General features: G+C 64.7%; 23 protein-coding genes, 1 tRNA gene and 1 pseudogene. 11 read left to right on the top strand and 14 right to left on the bottom strand.

Features of this window, described 5'->3' with window-relative positions; all coding sequences use genetic code 11:
* The first annotated feature begins 33 nt into the window (after positions 1 to 33).
* Together ACX80M_RS00780 and ACX80M_RS00775 are read left to right on the top strand one after the other, a co-directional pair.
* On the top strand, positions 34 to 987 hold the full coding sequence (locus ACX80M_RS00780) for an ABC transporter ATP-binding protein (RefSeq protein ID WP_459308326.1): 954 nt from the start codon (positions 34 to 36) through the stop codon (positions 985 to 987).
* Positions 984 to 1,784 (top strand): ABC transporter permease subunit, encoded by an 801-nt coding sequence (locus ACX80M_RS00775; RefSeq protein ID WP_459308324.1) that lies wholly within the window; start codon positions 984 to 986, stop codon positions 1,782 to 1,784. The genes ACX80M_RS00780 and ACX80M_RS00775 overlap by 4 nt, the downstream gene beginning before the upstream one ends.
* A 20-nt stretch (positions 1,785 to 1,804) precedes the next feature.
* Here the strand turns inward: ACX80M_RS00775 and ACX80M_RS00770 are convergent, their stop codons facing one another.
* Entirely contained in the window at positions 1,805 to 2,374 is a 570-nt protein-coding gene (locus ACX80M_RS00770) for an acyl-CoA thioesterase (protein ID WP_252608647.1), read from the bottom strand.
* A gap of 70 nt (positions 2,375 to 2,444) precedes the next feature.
* On the opposite strand from ACX80M_RS00770, the gene ACX80M_RS00765 reads away from it, so the two are divergent.
* On the top strand, positions 2,445 to 3,179 hold the full coding sequence (locus tag ACX80M_RS00765) for a potassium channel family protein (RefSeq protein WP_459308322.1): 735 nt from the start codon (positions 2,445 to 2,447) through the stop codon (positions 3,177 to 3,179).
* Between the two features lie 374 nt (positions 3,180 to 3,553).
* Positions 3,554 to 4,537, top strand: a complete 984-nt coding sequence (locus ACX80M_RS00760; RefSeq protein ID WP_252613862.1) for a LysM peptidoglycan-binding domain-containing protein — start codon at positions 3,554 to 3,556, stop codon at positions 4,535 to 4,537.
* Between the two features lie 106 nt (positions 4,538 to 4,643).
* Here the strand turns inward: ACX80M_RS00760 and ACX80M_RS00755 are convergent, their stop codons facing one another.
* The 3 genes from ACX80M_RS00755 to ACX80M_RS00745 all read right to left on the bottom strand — a co-directional run bounded on the left by ACX80M_RS00755 (position 4,644) and on the right by ACX80M_RS00745 (position 6,497).
* On the bottom strand, positions 4,644 to 5,075 hold the full coding sequence (locus tag ACX80M_RS00755) for a CBS domain-containing protein (RefSeq protein WP_252598489.1): 432 nt from the start codon (positions 5,073 to 5,075) through the stop codon (positions 4,644 to 4,646).
* A 188-nt stretch (positions 5,076 to 5,263) separates the two neighbouring features.
* Positions 5,264 to 5,935 (bottom strand): hypothetical protein, encoded by a 672-nt coding sequence (locus tag ACX80M_RS00750; protein ID WP_459308319.1) that lies wholly within the window; start codon positions 5,933 to 5,935, stop codon positions 5,264 to 5,266.
* Positions 5,936 to 6,362: 427 nt separating this feature from the next.
* Positions 6,363 to 6,497, bottom strand: coding sequence for a hypothetical protein (locus ACX80M_RS00745; RefSeq protein ID WP_256470806.1), 135 nt, complete (start codon positions 6,495 to 6,497; stop codon positions 6,363 to 6,365).
* Positions 6,498 to 6,598: 101 nt separating this feature from the next.
* Between ACX80M_RS00745 and ACX80M_RS00740 the strand changes: the two genes are divergently transcribed.
* Positions 6,599 to 8,752, top strand: coding sequence for an acyltransferase family protein (locus ACX80M_RS00740; RefSeq protein ID WP_459308317.1), 2,154 nt, complete (start codon positions 6,599 to 6,601; stop codon positions 8,750 to 8,752).
* 159 nt (positions 8,753 to 8,911) lie between these two features.
* On the opposite strand, the gene ACX80M_RS00735 is transcribed toward ACX80M_RS00740, so the two are convergent.
* Entirely contained in the window at positions 8,912 to 9,301 is a 390-nt protein-coding gene (locus ACX80M_RS00735) for a hypothetical protein (RefSeq protein ID WP_104061838.1), read from the bottom strand.
* Between the two features lie 39 nt (positions 9,302 to 9,340).
* Between ACX80M_RS00735 and ACX80M_RS00730 the strand changes: the two are divergent.
* Positions 9,341 to 9,907: pseudogene (locus tag ACX80M_RS00730) on the top strand (site-specific integrase).
* A gap of 65 nt (positions 9,908 to 9,972) precedes the next feature.
* Here the strand turns inward: ACX80M_RS00730 and ACX80M_RS00725 are convergent.
* Both ACX80M_RS00725 and ACX80M_RS00720 read right to left on the bottom strand, forming a co-directional pair.
* Positions 9,973 to 10,054 (bottom strand) — tRNA-Tyr (locus ACX80M_RS00725).
* 181 nt (positions 10,055 to 10,235) lie between these two features.
* Complete coding sequence (locus tag ACX80M_RS00720) at positions 10,236 to 10,481, bottom strand: hypothetical protein (RefSeq protein ID WP_459308315.1); 246 nt, start codon at positions 10,479 to 10,481, stop codon at positions 10,236 to 10,238.
* A 190-nt stretch (positions 10,482 to 10,671) separates the two neighbouring features.
* Here ACX80M_RS00720 and ACX80M_RS00715 point away from each other — a divergent pair, with 190 nt between their 5' ends.
* Positions 10,672 to 11,163, top strand: a complete 492-nt coding sequence (locus tag ACX80M_RS00715) for a YajQ family cyclic di-GMP-binding protein (RefSeq protein ID WP_104061835.1) — start codon at positions 10,672 to 10,674, stop codon at positions 11,161 to 11,163.
* A gap of 141 nt (positions 11,164 to 11,304) precedes the next feature.
* Here ACX80M_RS00715 and htpX read toward each other — a convergent pair whose 3' ends face one another.
* Both htpX and ACX80M_RS00705 read right to left on the bottom strand, forming a co-directional pair.
* Complete coding sequence (htpX, locus tag ACX80M_RS00710; RefSeq protein ID WP_252613859.1) at positions 11,305 to 12,171, bottom strand: zinc metalloprotease HtpX; 867 nt, start codon at positions 12,169 to 12,171, stop codon at positions 11,305 to 11,307.
* 75 nt (positions 12,172 to 12,246) lie between these two features.
* Entirely contained in the window at positions 12,247 to 13,518 is a 1,272-nt protein-coding gene (locus ACX80M_RS00705) for an MFS transporter (RefSeq protein ID WP_459308312.1), read from the bottom strand.
* Positions 13,519 to 13,596: 78 nt separating this feature from the next.
* Between ACX80M_RS00705 and ACX80M_RS00700 the strand changes: the two genes are divergently transcribed.
* From ACX80M_RS00700 to ACX80M_RS00685, 4 genes are all read left to right on the top strand, one after another.
* Complete coding sequence (locus ACX80M_RS00700) at positions 13,597 to 14,361, top strand: hypothetical protein (RefSeq protein ID WP_459308310.1); 765 nt, start codon at positions 13,597 to 13,599, stop codon at positions 14,359 to 14,361.
* Between the two features lie 30 nt (positions 14,362 to 14,391).
* Complete coding sequence (locus tag ACX80M_RS00695) at positions 14,392 to 14,862, top strand: Fur family transcriptional regulator (protein ID WP_252598495.1); 471 nt, start codon at positions 14,392 to 14,394, stop codon at positions 14,860 to 14,862.
* An 18-nt stretch (positions 14,863 to 14,880) separates the two neighbouring features.
* Positions 14,881 to 16,368, top strand: a complete 1,488-nt coding sequence (locus tag ACX80M_RS00690; protein ID WP_459308308.1) for a catalase — start codon at positions 14,881 to 14,883, stop codon at positions 16,366 to 16,368.
* Between the two features lie 173 nt (positions 16,369 to 16,541).
* A complete protein-coding gene (locus ACX80M_RS00685) occupies positions 16,542 to 17,084 on the top strand; it encodes a DUF2461 domain-containing protein (protein ID WP_459308306.1) in 543 nt (180 codons plus the stop codon).
* A 150-nt stretch (positions 17,085 to 17,234) separates the two neighbouring features.
* On the opposite strand, the gene ACX80M_RS00680 is transcribed toward ACX80M_RS00685, so the two are convergent.
* The 5 genes from ACX80M_RS00680 to exaC all read right to left on the bottom strand — a co-directional run bounded on the left by ACX80M_RS00680 (position 17,235) and on the right by exaC (position 22,630).
* Positions 17,235 to 17,582, bottom strand: a complete 348-nt coding sequence (locus tag ACX80M_RS00680; RefSeq protein ID WP_459308304.1) for a hypothetical protein — start codon at positions 17,580 to 17,582, stop codon at positions 17,235 to 17,237.
* Between the two features lie 167 nt (positions 17,583 to 17,749).
* Positions 17,750 to 19,330 (bottom strand): APC family permease, encoded by a 1,581-nt coding sequence (locus tag ACX80M_RS00675; protein ID WP_252613854.1) that lies wholly within the window; start codon positions 19,328 to 19,330, stop codon positions 17,750 to 17,752.
* 218 nt (positions 19,331 to 19,548) lie between these two features.
* Entirely contained in the window at positions 19,549 to 19,956 is a 408-nt protein-coding gene (locus ACX80M_RS00670; RefSeq protein ID WP_252608441.1) for a DUF779 domain-containing protein, read from the bottom strand.
* Positions 19,956 to 20,978, bottom strand: coding sequence for an alcohol dehydrogenase AdhP (adhP, locus tag ACX80M_RS00665; protein WP_210412322.1), 1,023 nt, complete (start codon positions 20,976 to 20,978; stop codon positions 19,956 to 19,958). Before adhP ends, ACX80M_RS00670 begins: the two co-directional genes overlap by 1 nt.
* Before the next feature lie 128 nt (positions 20,979 to 21,106).
* On the bottom strand, positions 21,107 to 22,630 hold the full coding sequence (gene exaC, locus ACX80M_RS00660) for an acetaldehyde dehydrogenase ExaC (RefSeq protein ID WP_459308301.1): 1,524 nt from the start codon (positions 22,628 to 22,630) through the stop codon (positions 21,107 to 21,109).
* Positions 22,631 to 22,807: the final 177 nt, after the last annotated feature.

The raw sequence follows: 22,807 nt of genomic DNA, 5'->3' as shown, positions 1-22,807 counted from the left end.
ATCAGCCGCTGACTGCCGCACACAGGAGGGTTCATGGCCCAGGCTATCTCCACCCGGTCCCTCACCAAAAAGTTCGTCCGGCGCGAGGTGCTCCACGGGGTGGATTTCAGCGTCGAAGCGGGCTCCGTGTTCGGCGTGATCGGCCCGAACGGCGCGGGCAAGACCACCACCATGCGCTGCCTGCTGGACATCATCCGCCCCACGTCCGGGGAGGTCCGCGTCCTGGGCAAGGACCCCCGTGCGGGCGGCCCGGAGCTCCGCCGGCGGATCGGTTACCTTCCCGGCGAGCTGTTCCTCGAGGGCCGGGTCACGGGCCGGACACTTCTGGCCCACTACCAGGCCATCAGCGGTCCGGTGGCTCCGGGCAGGATCGATGGCCTTGCCGAACGGTTGGGGCTGGACCTGGACCGCCACACGCGCAAACTGTCCAAGGGCAACAAGCAGAAGCTCGGCCTGGTCCAGGCGTTTATGCACGATCCCGAGCTCCTGGTCCTTGACGAGCCAACCAGCGGGCTGGATCCCCTGGTCCAGCAGGAATTCCATGCGATGGTCCGCGAGGCGCAGCACCGCGGCCGGACCATCTTCCTCAGCTCCCACGTCCTCAGCGAGGTCCAGCAGACCGCTGACACCGTGGCGATCCTCCGGGACGGACGGATCATCGCCGTCGAGTCCGTGAGCGGGCTTCGGGAAGGTGCGGTGCGCCGGGTCCGGTTCACCGCGAACGGAATTACAGCGCACGACGCCGGCGCGCTGCTGGGTGCGGTGCCCGGCGTCGGGCACGTTGAGGTGCTGGAGTCCGGCGGCAGCATCACCCTTTCGGCCACCGTGGAGGGTGCCATCCAGCCGCTGGTCAGGGCCCTGGGCACCCTGGAACTGACGGATCTGGTGCTGGAGGAACCGGATCTTGAGGAGGCTGTGCTGAAGATGTATTCAAGTCCCGAAGACACGGTCCCTGCCGTATCCGGAGCTGCGGAGGCCGCGCGATGAGCACCACGCTGCCGCTGTTCCGGAGAGCTTTCTTTGACTCCTGGCGCTCCACCCTCGGGTGGGCCGCCGGGCTGGCCGCCGCCACGTTCCTCTACCTACCGCTGTACCCGTCCATCGGCGGGAGCGCGCAGATGCAGGACATGATCGATGCCCTCCCGGCCGAGATGACCAAGGCGCTGAACTACGACCAGATCGCCACCGGCCCTGGCTACACCCAGGCCACGCTGTACGGACTCCTCGGGTTCCTGCTGATGACCATCGCCTCCGTAGGGTGGGGTGCGGCCGCGGTGGGCGGGGATGAGGAATCCGGCCAGCTGGAGCTGACCCTCGCCCACGGGGTGACCCGCGTCCAGGTGGTGCTGGAGCGCGCGCTTTCCCTGTTCCTGCGCGTGGTGCTGCTCGCGTCCCTAGTCTTTGTTCTGGTCCGGCTGCTCAATGATTCGGCCCAGCTGGCCATCCGGCCCGAGAACCTCTTCGGCGCGTCAGTGCTGTTTGCCACGCTGGCACAGCTGAGCGGAACTGCCGCGCTCTGCGCCGGGGCCATGTCCGGCAGGCGGACGTACGTACTGGCCGCGGGCGCCGCCGTCGGCGTTCTTGGCTACGTCTTCAACGCAGTCGGCCGGCAGAGCGAGGACGTGGAGTGGCTGCTCAATCTGAGTCCCTACCACTGGGCTTATGGGAATTCCCCAGTGGCCAACGGTGCGGACTGGGCCGCGGCCGGGTGGCTCTGGGGAATTTCGGCAGCCCTGGTGGCCTTGGCCGCGTTCGCTGTGAACAGGCGCGACGTCGGCACGTAGCTGTCCGGCCGCGCCGGCGCTCAGGCCCTGGTTTCCGGGGTGAGGCGGTCCCAAACGTGGGGAGCTTGCGTCCGGCTGCCGGGCAGGGCGTTGGTCTCCCGCCATTCATGGATCCACTCGGGCAGCACCAGGTCCGCCGGGGGCTGGCCGAACTCGCGCAGGATCTCCTCCTGGCTGACAGGCCTGCCCTTGTTGACCAGGCGGGTGGCGATGTAGGCACGCGCGTAAATCTGTCCGTCGGACACCATGCGCTGCTCAAAGTAGATGGCCTTGGCGTCCAGGCCGATGATCTTTGTTTCGATGGTGTACTGCTGCCACAGCTGCAGCGACTTCCGGAAGGCGATAGTCTCCCCCGCCGCCACAGGGCTCCAGCCGCGCCGGCGCATTGTCTTCCATACGCCGCTGCGGACCATCAGGTCGAAGCGGCCCAGGTCCATGAGGGAAAAGTACATGCCGTTGTTGACGTGCATGGCGATGTCGATGTCGGTGGGCAGGACGCGCAGCGGCAGGGACGACGGCTCCCAGATTGTCAGTGCGGAGCGGCGGGCGGACGTGAACAGCATCAGGAGGGTTCGCAGAAGCAGGTGCATCCTCCAATGTTACCCATCAGTAACTTGCTGGCAAGTCCCTAGGTCCGGCCCGCCACGTAGGATGTGGCGCATGACGCAACAACGCTACCGGGACCTCGCCGAGTGGCCGCTGATGGGGACGGCACTGGTTTTCCTGGCAGCGTATGCATGGCAGGTGATTGGCCGCGTCGACGGCAGCGGCGCGGAATGGCTTGAGACGGTGATGTGGCTGACGTGGGGTATTTTCGCAGTCGATTACGCCGCCAACCTGTGGCTGGCCACGGACCGCCGCCGCTGGTTCCTCTGGAACCTGCACGAACTCCTGATCGCGGCCCTTCCGTTCTTCCGGCCGCTGCGCCTGCTCCGGCTGGTCACGCTGCTTTCAGTGCTGCACAGGACCATCGGCGAGACCCTCAGGGGCCGGGTGGTCACGTACGTGGCGGGATCGGCGGCGCTCCTGGTATTTGTGGGCGCGCTGGCGGTACTCGACGTTGAACAGTCGGCCCCGGACGCCAAGATCCTGACGTTCGGCGACGCCCTCTGGTGGGCCATCACCACCATCTCCACGGTGGGTTACGGCGACATGTACCCCGTGACGCCGATCGGCCGGCTGGTGGCCTCGGCGCTGATGATGAGCGGCATTGCCGTGCTGGGTGTGGTCACCGCGTCCATCGCCTCCTGGCTTGTCCAGCGTGTAGAGGAGTCCACGGAAGCTGCCGCGGAGTCCGTGGAGGAACCCTTGCGGGCGGAGCTCGCCGGCCTGGCCACGGAGATCGCTGCGCTGCGGCGCGAAATGGCCGAGCTCAAGGACCGCCCCACGTTGTAGGAATGTCCCGGTAGAAATGTCCAGCGGGGCGGGCGGCTGGACACCGAGTAGTCGCCGCCGCGGGGCCAAGTATTCGGCGGAAAAATTCAGGTAACGCCTACTCGTGCAGTGCCTGGCGCAGCTTCCTAGACTCGAAATTCCTAGGGCCAAACAAAGTTGCCGGCGCATCCTCCGAGCTGGGGTGGATGATGCCGCTTCATAGCGGGGCATCCGTATCTTCTGGGTATGCGGGCGCTCCCATCATGCGCGCTTTCCGTGCGCGGTTCCGTCATAGACCGGCACCGCGCAGCGCATCACTCCCCGATCCGTCCTGCATGTGGAACTCGCGGCACCACTGCCGCCCTGTTGCCGGGCCGACCTGCGATGGGCCACCCATGTTCCAGTTGACCGCACCTATTCCCGAACCACCCCGCCGAAATTTCGAAACCGACGTCCCGCGGGCCGATCTCCTGACACCGGGGCGCCGGCCGATCAGCAACAAGCTGTGGGCAGGCATGGCCACAGCCGCCGTGATTTCCGCCTTCGGAGTCGGCGCCCTGGCCGGCCCCGTCCCCACGGCAGAGATATCCGCGCCACCGGAGGCCATAACGACGGCGGCGGCGCCAGTTGTGCGCGTTGCCCGGCCTTTGGCCGCGGTGCCGTTGGATGCGCCCTATGTTGGGTCCGTTGAGTTTGGCAGTGCGGGAGCTGGCACTGCGCAGCCGGAGGTCGCGGAAGCTGCGGTGCCTGCGGAGCCTGCTGCGGCTCCCCCACCAGCAGCGCCCGAACCTGCTCCGGCACCCGCCGGGGACCCCCACCTCTACACGGTTGTCCCCGGCGATACCGTGGGTGGGATCGCCGGCCGGTACGGCGTTGACATGAACGCGATGCTGGCCGCCAACGGGCTGGGCCTTTACAGCATCATCGTCCCGGGCCAGACGCTGAAGCTGACGGGTCCCGCCGTCGAGGTTTCCGCTCCTGCCCCGGCAGCGGCTGTTGCTGCTTCACCGGCCTACGTCCCCGCCCCGGCGCCGGTCCAGGCCGCGCCCGCTGTCCGCACCATCTATGTCGCGGGCGCTGGCGGACAGGCCATGGTGGACACGTGCATCGGGCCGATCCACTACACTCCCAACGACGGCTACTCGCTGTTCATCACGGAGCACGACTTCTGCGGCGGGTGGGCGCGCTTCTCCGGCATCGGCGTGGGCGAGACCGTCAGCATTCCGGGCTACGGGACGTACACGGCGACAGCCAGGGGCCAGGTCCCCAACCCGGGAACCACCAACGATGTCATCGCGGTATTCGGCGGGTTCCCCCGGGCCATCCTGCAGACCTGCATCCCCGGGACCAACCAGATGCTCCTGATCGCGCTCAACTAGGCTCCGGTCCCAGCCCAGTTCGCGGTCCAGCATTTCCGTAGCTTGTTCGCGGTTCCGAACCTTAAGGCAAGGAGCCGCGAACAAGGCCATGCGGGAATTTGTCTGACTACGCAGACATCGGGTGGCGTTCCGAAATGTGCTCCACCAGTTCGCCCACGCGCTCCTCGCTGTAGTTGCGCGCGATGTCGCCCTGGCTGATGATGCCGACCAACTTATGGTCGGCGATGACCGGGAGCCGCCGGATTTGGTGCCTTTCCATGATGTCGATGGCGGCATCAACATTGGCATCGGCGTCAACCCAGTGAGGGCTGCCTGTGGCGAGGTCGCGGGCCAGCATCTCGCGTGGATCGCGGCCGGCAGCAACGCACTTGAGCACGATGTCGCGGTCGGTGATCATGCCCTTCAACTTGCCGTCATCGCCGCAGATCGGCAGCGATCCGCAGTCCAGATCCATCATCATCCGGGCGGCATCTGCGAGGGACTGATGCTCCTTAATACACTGTGCATCCGTGGTCATAAATTCACGTACAACGCTCATTGGTTCTCCTTCATCGATTGATGTATCGACACAGGGCATCGGGGGCACGTGCGCCGATGTTGCCAGCCTACGCCGGGGCCAAGGCTGATGTCGACGACGGTTTCTCCCCTGTTTCCCGCCTGCCCGCCTGCCCGCCAAGGCTCCCCCTCGAGTGGTCAACTCCCCTGCACCCGCGCCAAAGAGTGCCGCTAGTTAAGGATATTGGTTTCGATATATCGGGTGAGCCATTCTTGAAGCTGCGCAGTGTCCCAGCTGGGTGTGGCAACGAGGAGTACTTCGCGGTCTTCGCGGACGACGCCGGTGATCCCGTCCTCCTTCGCGAGGGTTCTGACCAGCCGGTCCACCTCCCGGGAGTACTCGTTGGCGATGTCCTCCCGCAAAGACACCTCAAGCTCCCGCCCGCAGAGTGCGTCTTCGCCTAGGTCCTCGACCTCGATAAGCGGTTCGTCCTCAACGACTGTTTCCTCGTCATTACCGTTCAGCTGCTTGATGGCGGCGGCGGCCATGCGAGCCAGCCTGTCATCATCTGAGGGGAGCCGCCCGCTGGCTTGTCCTCGGGCAAGGCCTGGAACCAGGTCAGCCAGTGGAACCTCCTGGTTGTCGTGCACGAGCACTGGGTGGTTCTGCCAGATGTAGGACTTGATCCGGTTGTAGCCGACCCGCCATTCCGCTCTGGGTGCTCCTTGCTCCACGACGCTGCACAGGTAGGAGATAACCCCATCGATGATGGCAATTGACTCTGGCGACAGGGTCGGCTCTATGCCAATGTCGTAGCGGAGCCACGACGGGCCGGTCGAGGTATCAGACTCAGCGGTTTCCGCCGTTCGCTCAGGTACTCGACTCGCACCTTCGCTGAGCACGCAACGACGATTCCGTCGCACGAGATATTGAAGTTGCAGGACGCGGTTTCCTTGCAGCGTTTCTCTCCAGGTCCGCAGCTTGCTGGCGGATTCCCTAAGGGACATTTGTTGCCGCAGCTGCAATTAGGAGCCAATGGGCTGAGGTTGCTCCCTTGCACAGCGCCCGCGAGAGCCGCGGTAAGAACGCTGTTCCCCTGAATGCTGCCGCCGCAGATCTGCGTTTGCGCTTCCTGACCCTTGGCAACCGCGTCTCCGGGTGGCGCCGACGACCCGGTTACTCCGACGGCTGCGAGGGCTGAGATAAGAGTTGCTCCCGATGCCAAGCGACGAACACTGTTTATGACTTGCTCACGATTTCCATAGGTCAGACGATAAGGGACCGGGACTCAGTGGGTCCGGTCCACGGGGCGGGTGAGCGTACTGGTATTTACGCCCGCAGCAGCGCGGATTGAAGCGGACTTTCGACGCCGATCGAGGGAGCAAGTCGGGTCAGCATCAAGCTGGAGGCGCCCGATTTCTGAGAAAATTGCCGGGCGAGGTCAAGAATTTTTGCCCACTTCACGACCGCACGCCTATCTTCGGGGAAATGCATTGATTCTGGCCGCAAAGAGCGCTACTGTCGGCCGCACGAGCCGGTAAGAGACGTCGGGCCAAAGGGGCGACATGATGCATCTGGCCAGTGGATTGCTCAATGGAAACCACCTTGACGCGCGTAAACCCCGACGCCGTCTGCTAACGAGTAAGCGTGCCACGAAGGGAGCCGATCGCTCTTCATCCGTTCCACGCACGTTCCGTCCGGACATAGAGGGTCTTCGCGCGATCGCAGTTCTACTGGTCGTGCTGGACCATGTAGGCGTGCCGGCGCTGCAAGGAGGCTACGTCGGTGTCGACGTCTTCTTCGTGGTCTCCGGCTTCCTCATCACCGGCCTCCTGCTCAAAGAAGCTGAACGGGGTAGGCGGATCTCCCTCTTGTGGTTCTATGCACGACGGGCTCGGCGAATCCTGCCTGCCGCGACTCTTGTCCTCGCCGTCACAGTAGTCTCATCCTTCGCTTTGATCGGCGGTACGAGTGCTGCTCGAACCGCCGAAGACGGGCAATGGGCCGCGCTTTTCGCCAGCAATTTTCGCGAAACCTCACAAGGGACGGACTACTGGGCCAGCGACCTTTCTCCATCCCCGTTACAGCACTATTGGTCACTGGCCATCGAAGAGCAGTTCTACCTGTTATGGCCAGCCTTAATGATGGCGGTCGCTGCGATCGGATGGAGAGTTCCGCTACGCACGCGACTGACGGTTCTCCTCGCTGTCACGATTGCAGTCTCCCTTACGTGGTCGGTGTACGCGACGACGGAGAACGCGAGTGCGGCCTACTTCTCTCCCTTGACGAGGACTTGGGAACTTGCGGCTGGCGCAATTCTTGCCGTGCTCACACCGACGATCATGCGGCTGCCGGTTTTTCTTGCTGCCGTTACGAGTGTGTCTGGACTCATCGCGATTGCGGCAGCAGCGCTCACGCTGGACGAGTACACCAGGTACCCAGGGTCCGCTGCTATTCTTCCGGTTGGCGGAACGGTTCTTGTGATAATCGGCGGGACAATCACACCGAAGCGAGGAGCCGAAGTGCTCCTGCAGTGTCGACCTCTGCAATGGCTTGGCAAGCTCTCTTATTCCCTGTACCTGTGGCACTGGCCCGTGCTGATCCTCCCCGCGGCATCGCTCGGGACCGAACTGGCGATGACCACCAAGCTTGCCTTTGTCGGTGTGGCGCTGGCCTTGTCTGTCGTTACCTTCAAGTATGTGGAATTGCCCGTACGGAACTCCAACTGGCTCAAGGCCCGCCGGCCGTCAGTCAGCGTGGCTTTCGGCGCCGCACTGGTGGCGCTATCACTTGTCCTCACGAGCAATCTGGTGTCGATCCTGCCCAAGCCTTCCCCCACAGACAAAGTAGGCGATTTTGCAGTTGCCCCTGGCAGTGACCTACCGACGGCTGACGAAGTGGCAAAGGCCGTGGCTGACAGCGTAAACGTCGCAGGGTGGCCGCCGGAGCCGCCTGTTGGGAGATTCCTCTTCAACCAACATGCCTGTATAAGGGGCCTTGATGCCCCAACAGGTAAAGTCACATGCAGTTATGGTGACGCCAGCGGCGGCGAGACAGTGGTGGTTTATGGCGACTCGCACGCTCAGATGTGGGAAAGTCCGCTCGGCGTGACAGCCACTGAACTTGGGCGGCGCTTCGAAGTCTTTTCGATGTTCTCGTGTCCGCCAGCCGACTTTTCGGTCTACAACGCGAAGCGCAAGGGTGATTATCCCGAGTGCAAGGCATTCCGTGCTGACTCGCTGGCGAAGATCGAGGCACTTCACCCGAGCGTCGTCCTCATCTCGGGTCAGCGCCAGGGTACTTGGCTTGAGAAGGATGGGCGCCCTGACAAAGAAAACACGGAGGCCGCCTGGGAGGAGGGTCTCGCCTCGACCATAAAGTCATTGAGCGCGATAAGTGATCGTGTGGTCGTGATCGGGGACATCGCGTACTCGGAACAGGATCCCGAGGACTGCGTCACATCGAATTCCGACGACGTCCGTCGCTGCCACACTCAGCGGAGTTACGCGGTGGACACCGAACACAATGAGATGGAGAAGCGCGTCGCCGAGGCCGGTGGCGCGGATTACGTGGACGTTGTTCCGTGGTTGTGCGCGGAGGATGTCTGTCCCGCGGTTGTCGCGGGATATGCAACCCATAAGGATGCTCAGCACATCTCCACCAACTACGCCCTGTGGTTGCGTCGGTCTCTTGCTGAGGCGGCCGCCTTGCTTCCCTGATGTGGCGTCAGCAGCGTTGTGCGCGCCGCCGGTGACTCGGCTTTGTTATTAACAGGGCGGCGTCAGCATGCCCTCGACCCGTCGGCAGGAAGCCAGGGCCAGATGAACAGAGACCAGATGTTGGCCCCAGATGCCGGTTCTTTCCCCAGCGGTGATGACCTAGGTGCAGCACAATACCAGGAGGGCGCACGGGCGGCACAGCTCGGCTGCCCGTTGCTGGAGACGATGGTCTTCGGCCATCCATTCGGTCCCTCCGTTGCATGGCAGCGTGGCTCGGACCTGGGCGTTCATGAGGGCGCTGAACTCGGGCACGCTGGCCGCGGTGTCCTTGAATCGGCGGGGATTAGTCACGAGGGCCCCGATTGGGTTGTGGCGGGATTCCCGGGCGTGGATGGTGGGGTTGTAGGCGGACCAGTCCATCGGCAGTCCGGCGAGGGTTGCCGCTAAGGCGAAGGCGCCGTTGGGTAGGTAGAGTCCTTCGGTGTTCCGCTCGTAGACGTGCTTCCAGTAGTAGGTGGAGCGGTCGTCCTGGACGCCGCCACTGAGCACCGGCTGGGCGCACTGTTTGAGGTGGCCATCCTCTCCGGTATGCGCCGCGGTGAACTGTGCGGCCTCCGCTGGCAGGACGTAGACCTTGCCGCCCGCCGCCTGGTTGTCTGTGTGCAGCTTGTACAGGTAGGCAAGGAAGTAGTGGAGGGCACAATCAAAACGGATGCCGGACAGGACCGCGTGGTCGCACTGTCAGACCGGGCCGTCGCCGCTCTTCTGACGTGGCAGTTCCAGCAGGGGCAGGAACGCGAGGCATGAGGAGACGCCTATCAGGACTCGGGCCGCGTGTTCACGTACGAGGACGGCAGCCAGCTCCGCCCGGGCTACCCGTCCAAACTCTTCGAGCTGATGGTGGAGAAGCTGGGCCTCCCGCACATGCGCTTCCATGACCTCCGCCACCTCCACGCGTCTCTAATGCTGGCCTCGGGGCAGGACATGGCCATTGTGTCCAAGACCATGGGACACAGCAACAGCCAGATCACCCGCGACCTGTACGCGCACATGGTGGGAGACGCCGCCCACAACGCCGCGGAAGGTGCGTCCTCACTGCTGCCGATGTCAAAGAAAAGCCAAGGTGTGCTCACAAGTATGATCACCGGGAAGTAAAAAAGACCCGCCCGCACCTCCGAAGAGATACGAACGGGTCTAAATTCCCCTAGAATCCGGGGCGGTGGCAGATGAGGGATTCGAACCCCCGTAGGCGTTGCCAGCTGATTTACAGTCAGCCCCCTTTGGCCGCTCGGGTAATCTGCCGAACTTCAAAAGAAGATCACCCCCGGCTGCAGTGGTCAGAACGTCCGTTTCCGGGCCGTTCCGCTTCCAGTAACCGCGGGCAAGACAACTTTACAGAACTTCTGCCGAAACATCGAATCGAGGCTGCAGACCCCTGGAAATACCGCCAGAAGCCCCGCAATTCCGCGGAAAACCCGGCGGCTCAGGCGTCGCCGAGAATCCGTCCGGCCAGCTTGGCCTCGAACTTCACGGCCTGTTCCTCGGTGATCTGGTTCAGCTGGACGGCCCGCAGCAAGTCCGCGTGCACACCGTCCATGCGGGACGAGGCGTCCGGCACCGGGCTGAACACGATGGAGGCAGCGATCGCTGCTGCGGCAACTGAGGTCGCGGCGGCGCCGGCGGCTGCGGCGGTGGATCGCGTGACATAACGGACGGCGTTGTGTTGCATGGCTTTCCCTTCGACCTACTTCCAACTCGTTCAACTCTGCGCTGTCCGGCTTCGTTCCCGCAGTGCGTCCGCTGTGAGGGAACTGTGAATGCGGAACAAGCCACGGCCGGGGCATCCGTATTAGGCTGGAATGCAGAGATCCACGCCCTGCAGAGCCAATGTCAGGGCAACCACCGGCACAAGGAGAATCATGGCAGGCGAGTCAACGTTCGACGTCGTAAGCAAAGTGGACAAGCAGGAAGTGGCCAACGCGCTGAACCAGGCCCAGAAGGAACTGGTCCAGCGCTACGACTTCAAGGGCGTCGGCGCCGAGGTCGAATTCAGCGGCGAGAAGATCCTGATGAAGGCGAACTCGGAGGAACGCGTCCTGGCCGTGCTGGACGTCCTCCAGTCCAAGCTGATCCGCCGCGGCATCTCCCTGAAGTCCCTGGACACCGGCGAGCCTTACCCCTCCGGCAAGGAATTCCGCCTCGAAGCCTCCATCAAGGAAGGCATCGAGCAGGACCTGGCCAAGAAGATCAACAAGCTGATCCGCGATGAGGGCCCCAAGGGCGTCAAATCCCAGATCCAGGGCGACGAACTCCGCGTCTCGTCCAAGTCCCGCGATGACCTGCAGTCCGTCATGGCGCTGCTGAAGGACTTTGACGAGGCGGACCTGCAGTTCGTCAACTTCCGCAGCTAGCGGACCAGGCCCTCGTTTTCGAGGCGCAAAAATTCTGCCGCTGACAAAAGACGCCGGCGCTACCGGAATACGGGCAGCGCCGGCGTTTTTGCGTGTCCCGGGTGAAAGTACGACGGCGGCGCCCGGGTCGGTCAGTCAGCCTCAGTTCAGCGGCCGGCCGGCAATCCGTTCCAGCCGGGCGATCCGCTCCTTCATCGGCGGGTGGGTGGCGAACAGCTTGGTCATCGCCCCGCCGCGGAACGGGTTGGCGATCATCAGGTGCGAGGTGTTGACCAGCTTCTGCTCCTGCGGCAGCGGCGCGATCCGCACCCCCTGCTCAATCTTGCGTAGGGCTGAGGCGAGCGCCAGCGGATCGCCAGTGAGCTGCGAACCGTCCTCGTCGGCGTCGTACTCGCGGGTCCGGGAGATGGCCAGCTGGATGAGCGAGGCGGCAAACGGTGCCAAAAGGGCCATCGCCAGCATGGCCAGCGGGTTGGAGGTGCGCCGGTCGCCGCCGAAGAACAGCAGCATCTGGCCCACGGATGTGATGACGCCGGCCACCGCGGCTGCCACCGAGGACGTGAGGATGTCCCGGTTGTACACGTGCATCAGCTCGTGCCCCAGGACCCCGCGCAGCTCGCGGGCATCCAGCAGCTGCAGGATCCCTTCGGTGCAGCACACGGCGGCGTTTTTGGGATTCCGGCCGGTGGCGAACGCGTTCGGGTTCATGGTGGGTGAGAGGTAGATGCGGGGCATCGGCTGGTTGGCCCGGACGGAGAGCTCCCGGACAATCTGGTAGAGCTGTGGCGCCTGGGCCTCCGTGACGGGGTAGGCCTGCATGGAGCGGATGGCAATCTTGTCGCTGTTCCAGTAGCCGTAGGCGGTGGTGGCCACGCCGATCAGGGCCATGATCCAGATGGGCGCTGAACTGCGGGTATTGATCCCGATCAGTCCGCCCAGGCCCAGGAGCACCGCCCACAGGACGCCGAAGAGCGCCGCAGTTTTCAGGCCGTTGTAATGCTTGTGCACGTCCACTCCTCCACGTCGCCCTGACAAAGTTGCCCCAACAGGTTGCCCCCCAAGTTGCCCCAACAAGGCATGGCCCTATGGCACCGGGTCGCGGGCATCGTACTGCCGGAAGCCCGGCTGCAGCTGTGCCGCCAGCCAGGCCACCGCGATGCACAAAACCCCGCCCAGAAGCAGGACCCAGCCCTCACTGAGAATCTTAGTCCCGCCGCCTGCCAGCAGGTCACCCACGCGCGGCCCACCGACCACCACCACAATGAAGACCCCCTGGAGCCGTCCGCGCAGGTGGTCCGGCGCAGCGGCCTGCAGGATGGTGTTGCGGAAGACTGCACTGATGGAGTCTGCGATTCCGGCCAGTGCGCAGCACAAAGCCGCCGGGACCAGCCAAACTGTGGCCCCGCCGTCGTCCGTCCGTCCTGCCAGGAGCACCACCACACCGAAGCCGGCAATCGAGGCACCCCAGCCCATCACTGACCACACCACGGCACTCCCCTGCCACCGGATCTGGCCGAGCGGCCCCGAAAACAGGCCGGCCAGGAACGCGCCCACCGCGCTGGAGGCCAGCAGGATGCCCACCGTGGTTTCGCCGCCGCCGATCATCAGCGCACCGATGGCGGGCATCAGCGCGCGCGGCTGGGCCAGGATCATGGCCACGAGGTCGATGATGAAGGTCATCCGCAGGTTGGGCCGGGTGCCCAGGAACCGGAACCCCTCGATGACAGACCGGATCCCGGCCCGCCCGGCGCTTCCCGAGGGCGGCATGGACGGGAGCCTGAAGACCGCCCAGAGCACAAAAGCGAAGCTGATGAAGTCGATGGTGTACGTCCAGCCAAAGCCCACCCACGCCACCAGCACCCCCGCCAGCAGGGGTCCCACCGTCAACGCCAGCCCGAACGACATCATGCTGAGCGCGTTGGCCGCGGGAAGCAGTTCCTTGCGAATGAGCGTGGGGATGATGGCACTGCGGGCCGGCTGGTTGATGGCCTGGGCACCGCTTTGCAGCGCCACCAGGAGGTAGAGAATCCAGACGTTTCCCAGCTGCAGCCAGGACTGCAGCGCGATCAGGCCGGTAGTCAGCCACAGGACGGACGTTGCCAGGAGCGCCACCGTGCGGCGGTTGTGGGAGTCGGCGATGGAGCCGCCCAGCAGGCCGCCGAACACCAGCGGCACCAGCGCAAACACACCCAGCAGTCCCACATAGAAACTGTCCTGCGTGAGCCGGTACACCTCCAGGCTCACGGCCACCAGCGTGAGCTGGCTCCCCACGGCCGAGACGGCGGAACCCAGCCAGAGCCGGCGGAAGGCCGGGCTCTCCCGGAGCGGTGTGATATCGGCCAGCAGTTTCCCCACCCTGCAACCCTAATAGCGCATCAGTGTCCTGTTCTGTCACACGCTTGGTATCCTCAGGCGGGGGAAAGGAGTCGGCATATGCATGTTTCCAGGCGGCTGCTTTTTGCCTCGGCTTGCTGGGAGTTTGCCCGGCCCCGCACCGCCCTGAACGCCGGCCATCTCCTGATCAGGCTCACGAATCCGGCCATGGCGTTCGATCTCCGCTCCGCCACCGACTGGCTGCACTGCCACAACACTGCCCGGCAGGCCCTCGCCGAAGTGCTGGGGGCCGGCCGCTGCACCGTTATGTTTGCGCACCAGTGGCACCCCATCGGAGCGGCCATCGGCGAACCGGAAGCGGAATCCTCCACGCCCACGTTCCACGTCTTCGGGCGCTGGGACGCCGAGCCGGTCACGCCCGGCGAACAGCTGCGCCTGCCCGTTCAGCGCCGCGTGCCGGCCGCAGCGGAAGAACTTGGCGAGTACGACGGCGGCCTCCGCGCCGCCCTGCGCCGGCTGGCTGATGCGCGCCCGGCGGAGCCCGTCCCGCCGGCGGACGGCACGCTCCCGGAACTCACCGCCAGGACCCCGAAATTCAAGGCCGGCGCGCACCACACGGTGCTCGCACCGGCGTTGCCGCCGGCGCCGGGCGGTCCCGGCCTGACACCCGGCCACCTGCTGGCGCTGGCCGCCGTCGTCGAGGGCCTGGCAACCCGCCCCGGCGTGACCGGGCTGAGCTGCGTGGTGCCGGAACCCGGACCCGGCGGCCTGGAAGTCCATGCCATGGGCCGCTCGGGAGGAGAATCCCGCAACCCCATGCAGGAATTCCTGGACCTGCCGGAGGTAAGCCAAGCCTTATTGTGATCGACTCATAATAAGTGCTTCAATAGAAACATGACGGAACACTTTGGCGGCCACGATGCATGGGCTGCCGCCCTGCGTGCCCACGGCCGCCGGGTGACCAAACAGCGGCTCGCCGTGCTGACCGCCGTCGAACATCATCCGCACTCCCCCGCGGAGAGCATCCTGGCCGCCGCGCGCACCGAACTTCCGGAGCTGACCGCGCAATCGGTATACGTGGTCCTCGGCGACCTGACCGACCTGCACATGCTGCGCCGCTTCGAGCCGCCGCATTCCCCGGCCCTGTATGAGACCCGCGTCGGTGACAACCACCACCACGCCATCTGCATCAGCTGCGGCCGCGTGGAGGACGTCGAATGCGCCGTCGGGCACGCACCCTGCCTCACCCCGCACTGGGATGAGAACTCCAAGCCGATGACCATCCAGATTGCCGACGTGATGTACCAGGGCATCTGCCAGGACTGCCAAGAGTCCCAAAAACTTCCTTCTGAACGTCCCAAGTAATCGAGAAATAGGAGAAAAATGACTGCGAACATCTCTACAACCCAGTCCGGTGCGCCCGTCACTTCCGACGCGCACGCACAGTCCGTCGGTGCCGACGGCGCCATTATCCTCACGGACCACTACCTGATCGAAAAGCTCGCCCAGTTCAACCGCGAGCGGGTGCCGGAGCGCGTAGTGCACGCCAAGGGCGGCGGCGCGTTCGGTACGTTCAAGGCCACTTCGGACATCTCCAAGTACACCAAGGCCGCGTTCCTGCAGCCGGGCGTTGAGACCGAGATGCTGATCCGTTTCTCCTCGGTTGCCGGCGAGGCCGGCTCCCCGGACACCTGGCGCGATCCCCGCGGTTTCGCCGTCAAGTTCTACACCTCCGAGGGCAACTACGACCTCGTGGGCAACAACACCCCCGTCTTCTTCATCCGCGACGGCATCAAGTTCCCGGACTTCATCCACTCCCAGAAGCGCCTCCCGGGCACGCACCTGCGCGATGCGGACATGCAGTGGGACTTCTGGACCCTGTCCCCGGAATCCGCACACCAGGTGACCTGGCTTATGGGCGACCGCGGCCTGCCGGCCTCCTGGCGTGAAATGCAGGGCTACGGCTCGCACACCTACCAGTGGATCAATGCCGAGGGCGAGCGCTTCTGGGTCAAGTACCACTTCAAGTCCAACCAGGGCGTCAAGACCATCTCCGGCGACCAGGCCGAAGAGCTGGCTGGCTCGGACGCGGACTTCTACATCCGCGACCTGCAGGACAACATCGCCGAGGGCAACTTCCCGTCCTGGGAACTGCACGTCCAGGTCATGCCGTACGAAGACGCCAAGGGCTACCGCTTCAACCCGTTCGACCTCACCAAGGTGTGGCCGCGCTCGGACTACCCGCTGATCCACGTGGGCACCATGGAGCTGAACAAGAACCCGGAGAACTACTTCGCGCAGATCGAGCAGGCCACCTTCGCGCCGTCGAACTTCGTGCCGGGCATCGCCGCCTCCCCGGACAAGATGCTGCAGGCCCGTATCTTCTCCTACGCCGACGCACACCGCTACCGCGTGGGCACCAACCACGCGCAGATCCCGGTGAACCAGCCGAAGAACCAGGTCAACAACTACAGCCAGGACGGCGCCGGGCGTTACCATTTCAACGCCCCGTCCGTACCGGTTTACGCGCCGAACTCCTTCAACGGCCCGGCTGCCGTTGAGCCGGCTTCCCCGGCCGGCGGCTGGGAGAACGACGGTGAGCTCACGCTCTCCGCACACTCCCTGCACGCCGAGGACGGCGACTTCGGCCAGGCCGGCACCCTGTACCGCGAGGTGTTCGACGACGGCGCCAAGGCCCGTCTGCTGGACACCATCAGCGGTGCGGTAGGCGGCGTGAAGAACGCCGAGATCAAGGAACGCGCCATCCAGTACTGGACCAACGTGGACGCCGAACTCGGCGCCAAGCTGCGCGCCAACCTGGGTGCGGGCTCCACTGATTCCGACGCCGAGGCTGCCAACAAGATCGGCTAGTTTCTCTGCCCCCTGTGGTGCAACGTCCGCCCCGTCACGGTTTTGCGTGGCGGGGCGGTCTCGTTTCCACACAGCTCTTGTTTCCACACAGCTCTTGTTTCCACACAGCTCTTGTTTCCACATAGGAGCCTGCCGCAATGGCCGGGCTGCCCGGTGGTCCCTAGGATCACTGCATGAGTACATTCCAGGGCATCCCTGCAGGGGCATTCGCGTTCTATGCCGAACTGGAGCCGCGGTTTGGGCCGGGCAAGATCTTCCGGCCCAACCGGGACATCAGGTTCTCCCAGGACAAATCGCCCTACAAGACTGCCCAGGGAGCGTTCGCGTCGTCCCAGGAAGGCGTGGGCTATTACGTCCAGGTGAGCGCCGACGGGCTCCTGGTGGGCGGCGGCTGCCACACCAGTACGCCGGCCCAGCTGGCCCGCTTACGAAACTCCGTGGATGCGTCCGGCACCGGCGAATCGCTGCGGCACATCGTGGAGACCGTGGCTGCCGCGGGCTTTGCCGTGGAGGGCGAAAAACTCAAGACCGTGCCGCGCGGTTTCGACAAGGACCATCCCCGGGCGGAGCTGCTGAAGCACAAGTCGCTGTCCGCCGGCATCGAACTGGGCCAGCCGGAGTGGCTGGATTCGCCGGCGGCGGTGCAGGAAATCGAGGCGCTGTGGGACAAGCTGCGGCCCTTGGTGGACTGGGTGGGCCGGCATGCGGCCCCGTGACGCCGTACTTCCTGTAGATGGGATAGCTCCCCATACGACGGGGGCACGGCCAGCAAGTCCGAGATGTAGCCTGCCACAAAAGCGTCGCCGGCCCCCACTGTGTTGATGGCGTTGACGCGGACTGATCCTGCGCGTATTCCACTCCGTCCATCACCGCGGCACAGCCTGCGGCACCGCGCTTGATGACCGCCTGGCCCGCCCCAGGGCAGCGATCCGGCCGGCAAGCTCCAGGGAGTCGTCAGACTTTCCCAACCGCGATGGCGGCTTCGTCGTCCCCGGCGAACACGATGTCTGCCTGGGCGATGACGTTCCGGAAAACGTCACAGGCTTCGTCGGCGGACCACAGCGCGGCGCGGGAGTGATGCCCGTGAGGTGCAGCAGCCGGGCGTTGGCAATCCGATCGGCCGGGGTGTCCTCCCGGGCCCGCCGGGAGCCCCGCGCTTCCGGACCGGTAGACCAGACCTTGAGCTGGTCCATGGTGCGGTGCTCTTTGATCATGAGGCCGGTGGGTGCCGACTCGTCCCGCAGGGGGAACCCGATGCCCTAAATAGGGCTTATCGGCAAAATCACAACAGAGCAAAATCGCGGACGCACGAAAGAGGCACCCGGCCACCAAAGGGTGCCCGGGTGCCTCCGTCTTGTGCGCAGTTTTGCAGCCGCCCAGCCTAGGTGCGGGTGAGTGCCTCGTCGTCGGCCGGGGCATCACTGCCGGAAAGGCGGGCGTCCGCGCCGGAGTCCGCGCCGGATTCCGTGGCGTCCACGGCGGACTTGGCCTCGGCGAACTTTTCGTTCAGGCGGGAGTGACGCTGGCCGTAGGCGAAGTAGATCACGACGCCGATGACCAGCCAGCCGGCGAAGAAGATCCACGTCTCCACGGCGAGGTTTGTCATCAGGTACAGGCACAGGACGGCGGAAACCACCGGGAGGACCTTGCCGAACGGGACGCGGAAGGACGGCTTCAGGTCCGGACGCTTTTTGCGCAGCACCAGGATGCCCAGGCTCACAACCACAAACGCCGACAGTGTGCCGATGTTGATCATTTCTTCCAGCAGGTCCACGTTGGTCAGGCCGGCCACAAGTGCTACGGCGGCGCCGCAGATGATCTGGAGGCGGACCGGCGTCGAACGCTTTTCGCTGGTCTTGGACAGCGCGCGGGGCAGCAGTCCGTCGCGGCTCATGGCCAGCACCACGCGGGACAGCCCCATCAGCAGCACCATGATGACAGTGGTGAGGCCGATCAGGGAGCCGAAGGCGATGACCTTGGCCGCGGTGGTGTTGCCGACGGCCTCGAACGCGGTGGTGAGGGTGGGAGTCTCGGCTGCCGCGAGGTCCGTGTAGGACACCATGCCGGTGAGCGCGAGGGACACCAGGATGTAGAGCAGCGTCACCACGGCCAGGCCGCCGAAGATGCCGCGAGGCAGGGTCTTCTGCGGGTTCTTGACTTCCTCCGCGGACGTGGCCACGACATCAAAGCCGATGAAGGCGAAGAACACCAGCGCCGCGCCGGCGAAGATGCCCAGCGTGCCGTACTGGGCGGGCGCGGCACCGGTGAGGAAGCCGAAGAATGATTGCTTCAGAACATCCGCGGAGCCGCCGGCGGTAGGTTCCGCGGCGGGCACGAACGGCGTGTAGTTCTCGAACTTCACGTAGGTGAAGCCCACTACGATCACAAACAGCACAACGGCGATCTTGATCAGGGTGAAGACGTTGCCCACGCGGGCGGAGAGCTTGGTGCCGAGCACCAGGAGCACGGTGAAGACGGCAACGATCAGGAACGCACCCCAGTAGAGGTCCACGCCGCCGAGAGACAGTGCTGGCGGCACGTCGGCCCCCATCAGCGCGAACACCTTGCTGAGGTAGATGCCCCAGTACTTGGCGATCACTGCCGCGGCGGTGAAAAGTTCCAGGATCAGGTTCCAGCCGATGATCCACGCCAGCAGCTCGCCCATGGTGGCGTACGTAAAGACGTAGGCCGACCCGGCAACCGGAATGGCGGTGGCAAACTCGGCGTAGCACATGATGGCCAGGGCACACGTCACGGCGGCAATGGCAAAGGACAACGTCACGGCGGGGCCGGAGAAGTTGGCCGCAGCCTTGGCGCCGACCGAGAAAATGCCGGCGCCGACAGCGACGGCGACACCCATGATCATCAGGTCCCAGCTGCTGAGCGACCGCTTGAGCTTGCGTCCGGGTTCATCGGCGTCGGCGATGGACTGCTCGATGGATTTGGTCCGGAGAAGGTTCATAAGGTTCCACAATCCTGATTTGTGTTGGAAACAGACCCATCAACGATACTCGTCCACCCACTGGACGTTCACATCTGTCCCGCATGGTGAGACTCCCTGCCCGCCCCGGTTAAGCGCGAACAGACACTTGAGGCCCTCGCCGGGAGGGCCTCAAGTGTCCGTTCGCACTGGTGTTTGGTGCTGGTGCTTTGGTGCTGGCTGCGTGTTGGACCGTACTGCTAGACCGGCCAGTCCATCAGCTTTGACCGGATCAGGAACCGCTTGCCTTCCGGCGACTCAACCGAGAACCCGCTCCCCCGGCCCTCGACCACGTCCACGGTCAGATGGGTGTGGCTCCAGTAGTTGAACTGCTCCCTGGACATCCAGAACTCGAGGGGCTGCGGCTCCAGGCCGCCGGCGATGTCGAACAGCCCCAGGAGGACGTCCGCTTCCGCGGTGATGAACTCCCCGGCCGGATAACACATAGGCGAGGACCCGTCGCAGCAGCCGCCGGACTGGTGGAACATCAGGGGCCCGTGCTGCCCCCACAACTTCCTGAGCAGTCCCAGGGCCTCGGCGGTGAGAGCCACGCGGGAGATATCCTCCCCGGGCAGCGTCACCGCCGCGTCAAGCCTCGCCTCCATCATCAGTACTTGATAACGACGCGGCCGTCGATCTTGGCGTGCTTCATCTCGTCAAGAACGGCGTTGACCTCGGAAAGCTCCCGGGTGGAGACCGTGGGGTGGATTTTGCCCTCCGCGTAGAACTCGAGGGCTTCCTCCAGGTCCTGCCGGGTTCCCACGATCGAGCCGCGGACGGTCAGGCCCTTGAGCACAATCTCGAAGATCGGTGCCGGGAAGTCGCCCGGCGGCAGGCCGTTGAACACAATCGTCCCGCCCCGGCGGGCCATGCCGATCGCCTGGCCGAAAGCAGACGGGTGTACTGCGGTGACAAGCACTCCATGACAACCTCCGGTTTCACGTTGGATAACTTCGACGGGATCTTCGTGCAGCGCGTTGACGGTCAGCTCCGCACCGTGCTTCTTGGCGAGGGCGAGTTTGTCGTCCGCGATATCCACGGCGGCTACCCGCAGGCCCATCGCCACTGCGTACTGGACAGCAATGTGCCCGAGTCCGCCGATGCCGGAAATGGTGACCCACTGTCCGGGCCTGGCTTCGGTCATCTTCAGGCCCTTGTAGACCGTGACGCCGGCGCAAAGCACCGGTGCGACTTCAACGGGGTCCGAGCCCGCCGGGATGCGGGCGGCAAAGCGCGTGTCCACGAGCATGTACTCCCCGAAGGAGCCGTCCACACTGTAGCCGGCGTTCTTCTGTACCTCGCAGAGTGTCTCCCAGCCGGTGCGGCAGTACTGGCAGTCGCCGCAGGCGGACCAGAGCCAGGCGTTGCCGACGAGGTCGCCGACGGCGAGGTCGGTGACACCTTCGCCCAGGGCAACCACTTCGCCCACGCCTTCGTGGCCGGGGATGAACGGCGGTGTCGGCTTGACCGGCCAGTCGCCCGCTGCCGCGTGGAGGTCTGTGTGGCAGACGCCGGTGGTGATGACCTTGACCAGCGCCTCGCCCCGGCCCGGGGTGGGAATGGGGAGGGTCTGGATCTGAAGATCCTTGCCGAATTCGGTTACTACTGCTGCTTGCATTGTCGTCGTCATTGGCGAAATCCTTGCGTAGATAAAGCGATGGTGAGGTGGAGGTGATGCTGCCTTCCTGAGGGGTGGCCAGGACGGTGCAGGCGGGGACGGACCAGTGCTGATCCGTCCCCGCCCGGGCTAAGGGCGGCTTAGAAGAAGCCGAGCCTGTTCTCGTTGTAGCTGACCAGGAGGTTCTTGGTCTGCTGGTAGTGATCCAGCATCATGGAGTGGTTTTCACGTCCGATGCCGGAGGACTTGTACCCGCCGAACGCGGCGCCGGCCGGGTAGGCGTGGTAATTGTTGACCCAGACGCGGCCGGCCTGGATCTCGCGGCCCGCACGGTAAGCGACGTTGCCGTTCCGCGACCAGACGCCGGCGCCAAGCCCGTAGAGGGTGTCGTTGGCGATTTCCATCGCGTCGTTGTAGTCGCTGAACCGGGCGACAGACACAACAGGTCCGAAGATCTCCTCCTGGAAGATCCGCATCTTGTTGTGGCCTTCGAAGACGGTGGGCTGGACGTAGTAGCCGCCGGCCAGGTCGCCTTCCAGCTGGGCGCGGGCGCCGCCGGTAAGCACCTTGGCGCCTTCCTGCTTGCCGATGTCGATGTAGGAAAGGATCTTCTCAAGCTGGTCGTTGGAGGCCTGGGCACCGAGCTGGGTTTCGGTGTCCAGCGGGTTGCCCTGGATGATTTTCTCCACCCGGGCCACCGCGTCAGCCATGAAGGAATCGTAGATGTCTTCCTGGACGAGGGCACGGGACGGGCAGGTGCAGACCTCGCCCTGGTTGAAGGCGAAGAGCGCGAAGCCCTCCTGTGCCTTGTCATAGAACGCGTCGTCGGACTCGGCAACATCGTTGAAGAAGATGTTCGGGCTCTTGCCGCCGAGCTCCAGGGTGACGGGGATCAGGTTCTGGCTGGCGTACTGGCTGATGAGGCGCCCGGTGGACGTCTCGCCGGTGAAGGCGATCTTGCGGATCCGCGGGCTGGACGCGAGCGGTTTGCCGGCCTCGACGCCGAAGCCGTTGACCACGTTGAGGACACCGGCGGGCAGCAGGTCACCGATGAGTTCCATCAGGACCAGAATGGACGTCGGCGTCTGCTCGGCGGGCTTGAGGACAACGGCGTTGCCGGCTGCCAGGGCCGGGGCGAGCTTCCAGACGGCCATCAGGATGGGGAAGTTCCACGGGATGATCTGGCCCACGACGCCGAGGGGCTCGTGGTAGTGGTAGGCCGTGGTGTCGTCGTCGAGCTGTGAGAGCCGGCCTTCCTGGGCGCGGACAGCGGCGGCGAAGTAGCGGAAGTGGTCCGCGGCGAGCGGGATGTCCGCGTTCAGGGTCTCCCGGATGGGCTTGCCGTTGTCCCAGGATTCGGCGACGGCGAGCATCTCGAGGTTCTCGTCGATGCGGTCGGCGATCTTGTTCAGGACCGCGGCGCGCTCGGCGACGGAGGTCTTGCCCCAGGACGGTGCGATCTTGTGGGCGGCGTCCAGGGCCAGTTCGATGTCTTCCGCGGTGCCGCGGGCCACTTCGCAGAAGACCTTGCCGGTGACGGGTGTGATGTTCTCGAAGTACTGGCCCTTGACGGGGGCAACCCACTCGCCGCCGATCCAGTTCTCGTAGCGGTCCTTGAACGTGACCTTCGAACCCTCGGTACCGGGCTGTGCGTAAACAGTCATTGCTAGCTCCTTTGCTGTGCATGAAAGGTGGCGCCTGATGGTGGCGTCCGCCGTTGGTCTCAGCGTAGGAGCGTGAAGGTTGCAGTCAGGTTGCGCGCAAGTGAGCCAGCTCACAGAACAATCAGTTTGGGCCCACGCCTGCCGGGTTCCCTGGCCGAGCTTGCGAGGTGAGGGGGC

Source organism: Pseudarthrobacter sp. MDT1-22 (assembly GCF_054511035.1).
The sequence above is the reverse complement of the archived record's forward strand: the minus strand, read 5'-3'. Positions and strand labels throughout refer to the sequence as shown.

What these genes read in the sequence shown, in the direction of transcription:
- ACX80M_RS00690 (WP_459308308.1), top strand. Translation starts at nt 14,881, where the DNA reads ATGACTGCGAACATCTCTACAACCCAGTCCGGTGCGCCCGTCACTTCC.
- ACX80M_RS00740 (WP_459308317.1), top strand. Translation starts at nt 6,599, where the DNA reads ATGATGCATCTGGCCAGTGGATTGCTCAATGGAAACCACCTTGACGCG.
- ACX80M_RS00765 (WP_459308322.1), top strand. Translation starts at nt 2,445, where the DNA reads ATGACGCAACAACGCTACCGGGACCTCGCCGAGTGGCCGCTGATGGGG.
- ACX80M_RS00670 (WP_252608441.1), bottom strand. Translation starts at nt 19,956, where the DNA reads ATGATGGAGGCGAGGCTTGACGCGGCGGTGACGCTGCCCGGGGAGGAT.
- ACX80M_RS00780 (WP_459308326.1), top strand. Translation starts at nt 34, where the DNA reads ATGGCCCAGGCTATCTCCACCCGGTCCCTCACCAAAAAGTTCGTCCGG.
- ACX80M_RS00770 (WP_252608647.1), bottom strand. Translation starts at nt 2,374, where the DNA reads ATGCACCTGCTTCTGCGAACCCTCCTGATGCTGTTCACGTCCGCCCGC.
- ACX80M_RS00700 (WP_459308310.1), top strand. Translation starts at nt 13,597, where the DNA reads ATGCATGTTTCCAGGCGGCTGCTTTTTGCCTCGGCTTGCTGGGAGTTT.
- ACX80M_RS00775 (WP_459308324.1), top strand. Translation starts at nt 984, where the DNA reads ATGAGCACCACGCTGCCGCTGTTCCGGAGAGCTTTCTTTGACTCCTGG.
- exaC (WP_459308301.1), bottom strand. Translation starts at nt 22,630, where the DNA reads ATGACTGTTTACGCACAGCCCGGTACCGAGGGTTCGAAGGTCACGTTC.
- ACX80M_RS00755 (WP_252598489.1), bottom strand. Translation starts at nt 5,075, where the DNA reads ATGAGCGTTGTACGTGAATTTATGACCACGGATGCACAGTGTATTAAG.
- ACX80M_RS00695 (WP_252598495.1), top strand. Translation starts at nt 14,392, where the DNA reads ATGACGGAACACTTTGGCGGCCACGATGCATGGGCTGCCGCCCTGCGT.
- ACX80M_RS00760 (WP_252613862.1), top strand. Translation starts at nt 3,554, where the DNA reads ATGTTCCAGTTGACCGCACCTATTCCCGAACCACCCCGCCGAAATTTC.
- ACX80M_RS00685 (WP_459308306.1), top strand. Translation starts at nt 16,542, where the DNA reads ATGAGTACATTCCAGGGCATCCCTGCAGGGGCATTCGCGTTCTATGCC.
- ACX80M_RS00715 (WP_104061835.1), top strand. Translation starts at nt 10,672, where the DNA reads ATGGCAGGCGAGTCAACGTTCGACGTCGTAAGCAAAGTGGACAAGCAG.
- ACX80M_RS00720 (WP_459308315.1), bottom strand. Translation starts at nt 10,481, where the DNA reads ATGCAACACAACGCCGTCCGTTATGTCACGCGATCCACCGCCGCAGCC.
- adhP (WP_210412322.1), bottom strand. Translation starts at nt 20,978, where the DNA reads ATGACGACGACAATGCAAGCAGCAGTAGTAACCGAATTCGGCAAGGAT.
- ACX80M_RS00675 (WP_252613854.1), bottom strand. Translation starts at nt 19,330, where the DNA reads ATGAACCTTCTCCGGACCAAATCCATCGAGCAGTCCATCGCCGACGCC.
- ACX80M_RS00680 (WP_459308304.1), bottom strand. Translation starts at nt 17,582, where the DNA reads ATGATCAAAGAGCACCGCACCATGGACCAGCTCAAGGTCTGGTCTACC.